General features: G+C 49.1%; 8 protein-coding genes. 3 read left to right on the forward strand and 5 right to left on the reverse strand.

What is annotated here, in order from left to right; genetic code table 11:
* Positions 1-78: 78 nt before the first annotated feature.
* From BGK46_RS03300 to BGK46_RS03315, 4 genes are read right to left on the reverse strand one after another with little or no spacing between them, the layout of a single operon-like run.
* Positions 79-1176: a DUF1513 domain-containing protein gene (locus tag BGK46_RS03300; protein ID WP_069587042.1), complete on the reverse strand. Its 1098-nt coding sequence runs from the start codon at positions 1174-1176 to the stop codon at positions 79-81.
* Entirely contained in the window at positions 1166-2179 is a 1014-nt protein-coding gene (locus BGK46_RS03305; RefSeq protein WP_069587044.1) for an imelysin family protein, read from the reverse strand. The genes BGK46_RS03300 and BGK46_RS03305 overlap by 11 nt, the downstream gene beginning before the upstream one ends.
* A gap of 36 nt (positions 2180-2215) precedes the next feature.
* Entirely contained in the window at positions 2216-3613 is a 1398-nt protein-coding gene (locus BGK46_RS03310; RefSeq protein ID WP_069587045.1) for a di-heme oxidoredictase family protein, read from the reverse strand.
* A gap of 58 nt (positions 3614-3671) precedes the next feature.
* Entirely contained in the window at positions 3672-4928 is a 1257-nt protein-coding gene (locus tag BGK46_RS03315) for an imelysin family protein (RefSeq protein ID WP_069587047.1), read from the reverse strand.
* 416 nt (positions 4929-5344) lie between these two features.
* On the opposite strand from BGK46_RS03315, the gene BGK46_RS03320 reads away from it, so the two are divergent.
* Positions 5345-5842: a MarR family winged helix-turn-helix transcriptional regulator gene (locus BGK46_RS03320; protein WP_069587048.1), complete on the forward strand. Its 498-nt coding sequence runs from the start codon at positions 5345-5347 to the stop codon at positions 5840-5842.
* 195 nt (positions 5843-6037) lie between these two features.
* On the opposite strand, the gene BGK46_RS03325 is transcribed toward BGK46_RS03320, so the two are convergent.
* Positions 6038-6949, reverse strand: a complete 912-nt coding sequence (locus tag BGK46_RS03325) for an aldo/keto reductase (RefSeq protein WP_069587049.1) — start codon at positions 6947-6949, stop codon at positions 6038-6040.
* 214 nt (positions 6950-7163) lie between these two features.
* Here BGK46_RS03325 and BGK46_RS03330 point away from each other — a divergent pair, with 214 nt between their 5' ends.
* Both BGK46_RS03330 and BGK46_RS03335 read left to right on the forward strand, forming a co-directional pair.
* Positions 7164-7661: a GNAT family N-acetyltransferase gene (locus tag BGK46_RS03330; RefSeq protein WP_069587050.1), complete on the forward strand. Its 498-nt coding sequence runs from the start codon at positions 7164-7166 to the stop codon at positions 7659-7661.
* Positions 7662-7976: 315 nt separating this feature from the next.
* Positions 7977-10289 carry a methyl-accepting chemotaxis protein gene (locus BGK46_RS03335; protein WP_069587051.1) on the forward strand — a complete coding sequence of 771 codons (2313 nt, stop codon included), beginning with the start codon at positions 7977-7979 and terminating at the stop codon, positions 10287-10289.
* The last annotated feature ends 145 nt before the right edge of the window (positions 10290-10434 follow it).

A 10434-nucleotide genomic window follows, 5' to 3' on the forward strand; every position in this document is an offset into this window, starting at 1 on the left:
ATCGCTTTGCGGCAGGAATATGGCACAAAAAACGGCAGCAAAACGATGCTGCCGATATTTGATTTTACCCGAGAAAGATTACACCAGTGTTATCCAGTGGTTATCCCAACGCACCGGTGTCATATGATAATCCGGCGTGTGTGCGGTATTCAGCGTGACCATTTTTCCTCCTCCAGAGCTGAGGTTGATCACATCGCCATCGCGACTCGCTCCGGACGCATCGACCAACGGGTGAAGACCGATCATCTCGCCACTGTCGAGTGACCAGATCCCATAACAATTTCCTCGCGGAGAGGTCGCCACAATCCAACCATTTAGGGTCGCAATACTGGCAACGTAATTGTTAAATCGCGCCCACTGCTCTGGTTCTGCAGTGAGCTGTCGCATGGGCTCACCCCGGCGATGGATCGCTACCAACGGAGCATTATCATCACCGTGATACTGTTGGCCGGTGGCCACATAACCATCATGAGACACCATAAGGTGCCGAATGCTGAGCTTTTTATTGGCCAACTCGGCACGCTCAACGACGTCACCACTAGCAATGTCGAGGTAGACTAACGCAGGCTGCATCTCGTTGATGTTCAATACGGTGCGGCCATCCGTGTGCATGCCGCCAACCCCTACCACCAGCGTTTGCGCATCGTACAAAGCGATTTCATGGGGCCCAATACCAAAACCACTGATCTCACGCACCTTGCTCACTTGACCGTCGGATGACAAGCGATACACACCAATCACGCCCTCGCTGGTTTGGCGTTTTCCTTCTGTGGTATACAACCATTGGCCATCGTCCGAGATAGCACCGTGTCCATAGAAATAACGATCCGGCTCGGCATCAACTTGTGACAAGGTCACTCCACGTTGATAATCAAAAACCTGCATGAAATCACCGGGACGACGCGCAAACGCCACGGCCAAACTGCCTATGTGACGACGCTGGGCTGCGACACCATGACCACGATCTGGTAACGGCAGACGAAACAGCGGCTGGCCGGTATCATCAGCGCCCACCACCGCGTAAGAGCCATCCGTGCTCAAGGCACAGCCCAGCAAGGTGCAGGCCTTTTGCGATTCTTTTTCGCTACAGCCTGCCACTAAGCTCACGACGGAAGGAAGCGCCGCGCCCATTAAGGCCGCTTTAAGCAAACGGCGACGTTTAAGACTAGTCTCCATCGGTGGCATTAAACCCTACAACGATACCCAAATCTTGCGCGACCTGCCCATTTAGCACTAACTTGAGGTATTCCAAGTTATTGTATACCGTGAGCATATCGCGATACCCGTCAACGCTATTAAGGCGCTCAAACAGCGGCACACCGTCCGTCGGCACACTGTCATAGGCAAGCTGCCAATGCTCGCTAACACGATCTGCAACCTTTTCAAAACCACGCTCGCGCAGTGCCTGCTCAATGCCACCATCAGCATGATACATCGCCTGCATCGCTTGAATACTCTCGCCTAATAGCGCTAACGAATGGCGAGAACGCCATGCTTCGCCTTGGTACGGGTTGGGAAAACCCGGCTTACCCAATGGGTTTGAAAGCTTCTTCATTACGTAATCTAACTGGTGGTTCAATGCACCAAGTTTTTCCGCCATCGCCATCGATGGGGGCAGGCCTTGCCACGGATTTTGCTGCCAAGCCTCATTCAGGGCACTGGCAGTTTGCGATAATCGGCCACTCACCGCTTTCGCAAGCTGACATTGTTTGGCATCACGCATATCCGCTTGGGCGTCATAAAGCAGCCATTCCATGGCACCAACACCTTGGACCGCGACGCTTTGCTCGGCCAAATCATTCGCTTGCCATGTTTTATCCGTAGCAAGCAACGCATTGATTTTGCGTCCGGTGGTGTTTTTCTTATCCGGATAGAATTGGATGCGCCAACTTTGTGCGAGCGCTTGCTCCGATCCCTTTTCTACCCCTTGTAGCGGCATCCACGCCGCCATAGTGGTTTGCCATGCCGCACGAGCCTCTGCCAAAGTTGCGCGATCATCACATACCGCCGCTGTGGTTGAGGCAAGTTGCGCTGCCGTTTGTTTGAAATGCTCACTGCGTTGTTTTTGCAGCTGCCACAAGCCATGATTAGGCCCTGTCTCAGTTTGGGATAAACACCCCGTTAGCCATAGCGTGGCGCTCACAGAGAGCACCGCCACAGCATTGAGTCGAAAACGCATGCGATATGACTCCAATAATCGTGTTAGTTAATACCGTTATAATGAGCGTAAGAAAGCAACCAAGGCATCACGCTCTGTTTTAGACATGCCTAGTACCGCCTGTTTGGCTGTCGCGGCTTCACCATCATGCCATAAAATCGCTTCCATCAGGGTACGCGCGCGTCCATCGTGAAGGTATGTTGCTTCTGGGCTAACTTCTTTGGTGTAGCCAATGCCCCAAAGCGGGGCAGTACGCCACTCTCGGCCGTTGGCAATAAACTCGCCGCGGTGGTCGGCAAGCCCCTCTCCCATGTCATGCAACAGCAAATCCGTATACGGATGAATGGTCTGCTCGCTCAATGCCGGTAAGTCAGGCCGCTTTTGGGTGGTAAAAGTCGGGACATGGCATGCATGGCAGCCCGCTTCAACGAACAGCGCCTGTCCTTGTTTTACACTAGGATCTTCCATATTACGGCGCGCTGGCACAGCAAGATGGCGGGCATAAAAGGTAACAAACGAGAGAATATTGTCACTTACCTCCGGCGTTCCTCCATTTGGCATATCTTCACAAACGGATTGCGACGGCATGCAATTGTGATGCGGGAACATGGAGGTCGTGAGGCCGACATCACCGTTAAAGGCCGCTGCATTTTGTTGCTTAACAGTTGGCAAACCGGCTTTCCAGCCAAAGCGACCCAGTGCGGTACGCCCTTGTTCGACGTCCCAGACTTGGTTTGCTCGTCCTGAAACCCCATCGCCATTATCATCACTGGGGTCGGCCAGCGCGTAGATATCCTCTGCGGCAATCGACTCAAGCAGTCCCAGTCCAATCATGGGCGGCGCAATGCGTGCAGACATCTGCACATTCTCAGCCATAGGCCCGTAGTTTAAATCGGTGATCGCAATGTTAGGCTTGCGCAGTGTCACCGATTCTCCGTCTTCGAATGTGACCGTTACTGGCTGGTAGGAGAGTGTCACTTTTCCTTCTGGTTTGGCGCCCGGCAGCGCGAAGTCTTGTAACTGGCCACCGTAATTTGGCTCGGGAATATTGCCGTACTGGATCAGCTTTTGTTTTTCCGCGTCACTCAACGCCGGTACGCTTAGCCGCACTAACATCGAAACCGCGTTAATATCCCCCGCTTGGGGCGGATGACCACGACCATCTTTAATGTGACAGTTTTGGCAACCATTGGTATTGAATAAAGGTCCCAGTCCATCTCGCGCATCCGTAGATGCTGGCGAACTTACCCAAGGGTTACGAAAAAAACTGTTGCCGACGCTAAAATCGATGCGCTCACTCATCGGAAGGTTAGCGGCTGGCTGTGAAAAGGCATTCTGTCCTTCTTTGACAACAGTGGTACTGCCACCCGAAGTACGTTCAAATGCAAGGCTGGAAGGAAGGTACAACGCACTTATACACGCTGCACTAAGGTAAGCAATGACATAGGGCTTCATAGTGTATCCTGACAAAGCAAAAAGCCCCGCTGAACGGGGCTTGTCTTTCGCGGCTAAATTAGAATTGGTGATCCGCGGTATCTGGGTTGAGGTTATCAATACCAATCAGTTTGGCGGCACGTTCAATGTGCTTGGTTTGATCAACCAGCGCAAAAATTGATTGATTAACTAACGCATTGCCCTCTGTGTTGCCCGCGGCAATCAACTGGTCAAAATGCACGTTGTTTTGCTCAGCCGACACAACCAAGGTTTTGACTTGTTGGTGGGCTTTGTCAAAACTCGCTTTGATCTCTTTTGCCGCTTGTGGGTCTTTTTCAGCAACTAGATCCAAAATCGAAGGGCCAGTCAGTTCACTACCATCCACACGCTGATAGGAGCCCGTCAGAACATTGTAAATCCCTTGCTCGTTGTAAAAGTGCGAGTTGTGTGTGTTGTCTGAGAAGCAATCATGCTCATCTTCAGTTGAGTTCGCTTCCAGTGCCACTTTCATGCGCTCACCGGCAAGCTCACCCAAAGACAGTGATCCCATACCAAACAGCATTTTACGCAAGCCATTTTCACTCGAGTCCGCCAGTAAGGTCGCACGATAGTTGTCTTTGTTTCCTTCCGCCCATTGGTCGCGCATCCACGCTAAATCATCGACCAACAGATCGGCCGCCGCTTTCAGATAGTCACGACGACGGTCGCAGTTTCCGTGCGTACACGCTTCACCGTAGGCAAAGTCGGTGTAAGGACGCTCACCGGCGCCTGCTTGGGTGCCATGTAAATCTTGTCCCCACAGCAAAAACTCAATCGCGTGATATCCAGACGCCACATTGGCTTCTGACCCACCCACTTCATTCAAACTTGCCAGCAAGTCAGGTGTGATCTCAGCAACGTCGAGCTTAGTGGCACCAATTTGAATGGACTGGTTAGCAATAATATTGGCCGTTGCGCCCGCATTACCTAATTCCGCTTGATATCCATCAGCAACATAATCAATCAGGCCTTCATCGAGTGGCCAAGCATTCAGTTGCCCTTCCCAATCGTCGACAATAGCGTTACCAAAACGGAAAACTTCCGATTGTTGGTAAGGTACACGCGCATCGAGCCATGCTTTTTTTGCTGCTTGAAGAGTTTGTTCAGAAGGTTTAGCAACAAACGCATCGATGGCCTGCTCTAACGCGATAGCTGTTGTGTGTGAATCAGCAAATACCGCATGAGCAACGTCAGCGTAATGCTCAACAACATCCTGCTGGGTCGCTGCCTGTGCACCTAAAGGTGCCGCAAAAAGGGAAAGCGCGATAAGATTACGCTTAAAAGGGGTCAGTTCCATAATACCTTTATCCTTCGCTAGTGAGATTCAAATGGTTATGAGAACCATTCTCTTTTATTGGCAAGCGATTTTAAGCAATGTGTAACTGAATGCAACAATCAATTTGCGTTATTTCTCTTTATGTGATCGACCCATTATGCTTAGTGTTGAATACAACGAGTTGCAACGCTGATCGGACCTGTTTGGCAGGAAAGTTTGTGACAAAGTAGTGCTTTTTGCACTGTGTCACTGAAAGAGCTAAAAATAACAATAAATTAGATTTAATTTGAACTCTAACGATTATAATATACTGAAAGACGGCGAGTTATTTCGCAGAGAAAAAAACCGTAAATCATCGTTTTTTCTCTAAATATCTTTGCACTACATCTGCTTGTATTGTAAGTTTCGCTCGCTGTTTTACTGGTGGAGGTTAATGAATGGAAAAACACGAAGAAGTCCTGGTCGCGCTGCGGCAAATCATCCGAGCGATTGACCTGCACTCACGCAAACTCAACAAAGTCTCTGGCATTACGGGTCCACAGCTGGTTTTAATGCGTGCTATCAAAGAATTAGGTCAAGTGACCATTCGAAAACTGTCCACGCACACCAACATGAGCCAAGCCACTGCAACCACGATCCTTGATCGCTTAGAAAAGCGCGGATTGATTGTGCGGGTGCGCAGTGAGCTGGATAAGCGTAAAGTCCACGCGCATTTAACCGAGCAAGGTGAAGCGGCACTCGAGCAAGCGCCGAAACCTTTGCAAGAAAGCTTTATTTCTCGCTTCCAAAACTTGGAAGAGTGGGAACAGTCATTATTGCTCTCGTCAGTCCAGCGTGTGTCATCGATGATGAATGCTGACGATATTGACGCTGCCCCACTTCTTGAGGTGTCTGCGCTCACATCACACAACGCGCAACTTCAAGCTAAAAAATAGTCGCGACCCGGCAGGTAACAGGACGTCTCCACCGGGCAACCTGCCAGTTATGGCGTCACGAAAGCAAAGGATCATCGCTCTCGTCGCCATTCATACTTCCCCACACTATCGCTGATTTCACCTATTACGGTGATAAAAAAGACGGCACCATGGCCGCCCTATTTTGCTAATCTATTCGGCTACTCGCCGCTGTGCCTAAGGCACATTATGCCCTTTTGAGGCGACCCAAATACGGTACCATTGTTCACGACTTAAGGTTAATGAGCGCGCATTAATCGCTGATTTCACGCGTTCAATATTCCCTGAGCCAATAATGGGGAGTGGTGCTGACGGCAAACGCATCACCCACGCGTAAATCACTTGGTCGATGGTTGCACCCAACTCATCCGCAATCACTTGTAAGGTTTCTCTTACCCGCGTCGCCTGCGCACTATCACCGTTAAACAGCTCACCGCCGGCAAGGCACGACCACGCCATCGGCTTAATCCGCAAACGTTGCAACTGATCGAGCGTACCATCATGAATCACATCAAAACGCAGCGGGTTGATTTCGACTTGGTTGGTCACTAACGACTCATCGAGTCGCGATTGCAGCAAGTCAAACTGCGATGGGGAAAAGTTCGACACCCCTAAGTGCTTCACTTTGCCGTGATGACGCAGTGTGGTGAAAGCTTCTGCCACTTCATCTGCGTCCATCAACGCATCCGGACGATGCAGCAAGAGTACATCTAGACGCTCAACGCCTAAACGCGACAATGAGTTATCAACGGACTGAATAATATGACGATAGCTGGTGTCATAGTGGTTAATTTTGCGGGTTGGCGCCGCTTCACTGACCAATTTAATGTCACACTTCGAGACCACTTGAATTTTCTGACGGACACTCGGATCGAGCTTGAGAGCCTGACCAAATAAGGACTCACAGCGATAATCGCCGTAAATGTCCGCGTGATCCACCGTAGTAATGCCAAGGTCGATATGCGCTTTAAGAAAGCTAAGGCGTTGTTGTGGCGTCATTTGCCAGTCATCAAGGCGCCAATAGCCCTGAACTAAAGGCGAAAAATATGGACCGACGGGCGAAATAGAAGTTGCAGTTAACTCAGACAAAACACGTCCTTAATGTCGAGGAGTGAGAATTTCATGCTAATCCGAACCGGATAAATCTACAATCTTTTCTCGTCTTATTTCCCGACGCAGTCACCTTGGTAGTTGGCAGTGTTCACTCCTCCCCCAAACAATGAGCAAATTATCATCAACACTTGGCAAACGGAAACAAGGTGGGTATCTTATTTCGCGCAAAGAACGCAAAAAGGAAGCGAAAATGCTTATTCGACGCATGGAGTTGCGTGATTGTGACGCGGTCAACACCATTTACAACTATTACATTTCGCAAACCGCGATTACCTTTGATCTGGTGCCTTGGCAAACGATCGAGCGTGAACGTTGGTTTGCTCAGTTTGACACGTCATCTCGCTATCAGGCATGGGTCGCGGAGCAAAACAACGAACTTGTCGGTTTTGCATACAACACCGCCTTTAATCCCAAACAAGCCTATCTTATTTCCTCAGAAATCACGATTTATGTCGCTCACGATGCAGGTGGCCAAGGCATTGGTTCGCAACTGATGCAAACGCTACTCAATGGCATGCGTCAACAAGGCCTGCGCCGCGCTTACTCTCTGATCACTTTGCCTAACCCCGCCTCATTGGCACTACATCGCCGCTATGGCTTTCAACAAGTCGGTCAGCTCAGTGATGTGGGTGAAAAGTTTGGAAAACTGCACAGTGTCGCCATGCTGGAATGTGATCTCACCCGTTAAGTGATTTTCTTCATCGAATAAGCCTCTCCCACCTTGTCGCAGCAAGGTGTCTTTTTACGCCGGGATAACGACGTCTCAGGTGTAACGCGCTCAACGTTTAGCAAACACCATTGATCACTTCACGGCGGAGCCGGCCCACTAATCACGCCCTATGAACAAAAAGTGACAGAATACGTCACTTTTTGTCTACCTATTTTATGAAATGCACGCCTAGTTAGACACGCCATTAAAATTACGCGAGTACAGCATTTATTTCTGTGCACAGTGACACTCTAGTATCTATGTTTTTCTTAGAGCGGTATGTGGAGTGACAAGATGAAAGTCAGTAAGAAAATAACCCTCGCCATTGTGGCAGCCTCATTAAGTTGTGTCATTATTGTTGCTGCCATTCTTGCGACAAGAACGATGTCACTGTCTTCTCAATCACTCACTGCAAAAGTAAGTGACCAACTCACTGCCATTACCCAAGCAAAGAAATCGGAGATAAATAACTATTTCCAACTGATTGGAAATCAAATAAAAACTCTGGCTAATTCCACGATGACCGAAGATGCATTGGCGCAGTTTTCTTATGCATTTCAAAGCATTAATGATGAAATCTCTACATCGCCTCAAAAAGAAGCCGCACTAAAGCGATATTATACAGAACAGTTTTCTAATCAATATCAAAACATTAATGATGAGAGAACCAGTGCATTAGATAAATACAATCAATTAACTGAAACCGCAAAACGTCTTCAGCAAAGTTATATTAGTGAAAACACGCACCCACTGGGGAGTAAAGATGCATTAGCAAACGCAAATGATGGGTCAGTCTACAGCGAAATTCATGCCGTATTTCATCCTAACTTTCAACACTATTTAAAAACCTTTGGTTATTACGATATATTCCTGATTGATAATCAAGGCAATATTGTTTACAGCGTGTATAAAGAGCTTGATTACGCCACCAATTTACTCAATGGTCCTTACGCATCAAGTGGCATCGCACAAGCGTATAAACAAGTGCGCCAAGCGCCAAAAGGCGAGCTGGGGTTTGTCGACTTTGCCGCCTACTACCCGTCTTACGACAGCCCTGCCTCATTTATCGCCAGCCCTGTATATAAAAATGATAAACAAATCGGTGCCTTAATTTTCCAGATGCCGATTGAGCGTATCAGCCAAATTATCAGTAATAATGACAAATGGGCCGAATCAGGCATGGGGAAAACAGGCGAGCTATTTCTCGTGGGTCCTGACAAGCGTCTGCGTTCTGAGCCACGTCTGCTAAACGATGATAAAGACGCCTATCTTAGCCGGCTACAAGCGATGGGCATAAATGAAGCAACAATCCACAAAATTGACTACCAGAATAGTGCGGCTGGTCAGCAACCCATCGACAGTGAAGCCGCATCCAAAGCATTAACGGGTCAGCAAGGGCTCATGACCCAGATGGGCTATCGCGGCAATGAGGTTATTGCCATCTATTCACCGCTCGAGGTGTATGGCATCACTTGGGCCGTCGTGAGCCAGCAAGATACGTCCGAAGCCTTAAGTGCTACCGCGCAGATTAGCGATGATATCCTCTATTCGACATTATTGACCGCACTGGGCTTGGCCGTGGTTGCATCGATCGCCGCGTTCTATCTCGGCCGTAGTATCGGCGCCCCCATTCTTGCCCTTGCCGATAAAATTCAACACATTGCAGCCAATAAGGATTTAACCATTCAGCTTGAGCTCAAAGGTAAAAACGAGCTTTCACAGCTTAGCGATAGCCTCAATGGTATGTTTGCTAGCTTCAGAGACGTTATCCAGCAGACCCATAATGCGTCTTCATTACTGCTGCAATCCTCAAAAGATATCAGCACCGATATTGTCGATATGCGTGGTCAAATTGATGAGCAGGCGCGCAACTCAAGCCAAGTCGCGACAGCTGCTACACAAATGGCGGCCTCGATTAGCGAAGTCTCTGAACATGCCAGTAATGCCTCTGAAGCCTCAGATAACATCACTCTATCTGCGCAAGAAGGAAGCCAGATTGGAGACAATCTCGTCGCAAGGATGCAGCAACTTCAAAACGATATGTCTAATGCCACGCAGTCTATGGAGCAGCTGTCGCAAGAAAGTGAGTCCATTGGCTCGGTGCTTGATGTCATCCAAGAGATTGCAGAGCAAACCAACTTGCTGGCACTGAATGCGGCGATTGAAGCCGCGCGAGCCGGCGAGCAAGGACGCGGATTTGCGGTAGTCGCGGATGAAGTGCGCTCACTGGCAACACGCACGCAAGACTCGACGGAAGAAATCCGTAAAAAAGTCGAAGCACTTCAACTCGAAACACGCAAAGTGATGTCGGGCATCGAACAGGCGAACGCTGCTGTGCTTGAAAGTGTTGAGAACTGTACAGAAAACAATAGTAAGCTCAGTCAAATCACTGAGATGATTGAACGTATCAACGAAATGAACATGCAGATCGCCACCGCCGCCAATCAACAGACTCAAGTGACCGATGAAATCAGTCAAAACGTTAATACCATGGCGCAATCCGCCGATCGCGTTTCAGAGCGTACCCGCAATACCGAACAGACGGTGACGCAGTTAAGTGAGCAAGCGACTACCTTGGAAAACACCATCAGCCACTTTAAAACCTAACCTCAACGCCACATCGAGTAGGGTGAGGCGTTGCCGCCTCATCCCTCTCACAGAACCGTACATACGGACCTCGTATACGGCTCATGCACACTTCCATTCAGCATAAATGCTAAACACATGCCCTGTCCTTACCACAACATTACAT

Origin of the sequence: Salinivibrio sp. SS2 (assembly GCF_001722075.1) — a bacterium.
GTDB lineage: Bacteria > Pseudomonadota > Gammaproteobacteria > Enterobacterales > Vibrionaceae > Salinivibrio > Salinivibrio proteolyticus.